Origin of the sequence: Paraburkholderia sp. SIMBA_054 (genome assembly GCF_046534875.1) — a bacterium.
In the GTDB taxonomy this organism is placed as follows: domain Bacteria; phylum Pseudomonadota; class Gammaproteobacteria; order Burkholderiales; family Burkholderiaceae; genus Paraburkholderia; species Paraburkholderia hospita.
In genome coordinates this window covers 1-258 of sequence record NZ_JAWRXV010001123.1, presented here as the reverse complement: position 1 = coordinate 258, position 258 = coordinate 1, and the positions used below count along the sequence as shown (strand labels likewise).

Annotated in this window: 1 protein-coding gene; it reads left to right on the top strand. The window is 37.2% G+C overall.

The window, feature by feature from the left end; all coding sequences use genetic code 11:
* The coding region (locus SB822_RS58660) for an STAS domain-containing protein (RefSeq protein WP_410859316.1) at positions 1-258 on the top strand (258 nt) is incomplete at both ends.

Below are 258 nucleotides of genomic sequence, written 5' to 3'. Positions count from 1 at the left end.
CCTCACAAAGGGAATTAGTTGAACATCTGTCCGTTCCTGTTATACCGCTTAGTCAATCTGTAGCTGTATTACCGTTGATTGGAATGATGGACACATACCGTATCCGAACGATTGAGGAGAAAGTATTAACTGGTATATCAGATTTAAAGATTCAAACATTAATTATAGACCTTTCTGGAGCTGCTAACATGGAGATGCATGTTATCGACCATTTTCAGAAAGTATTAACTGGAATTTCAATGATGGGATGTAAAGCTA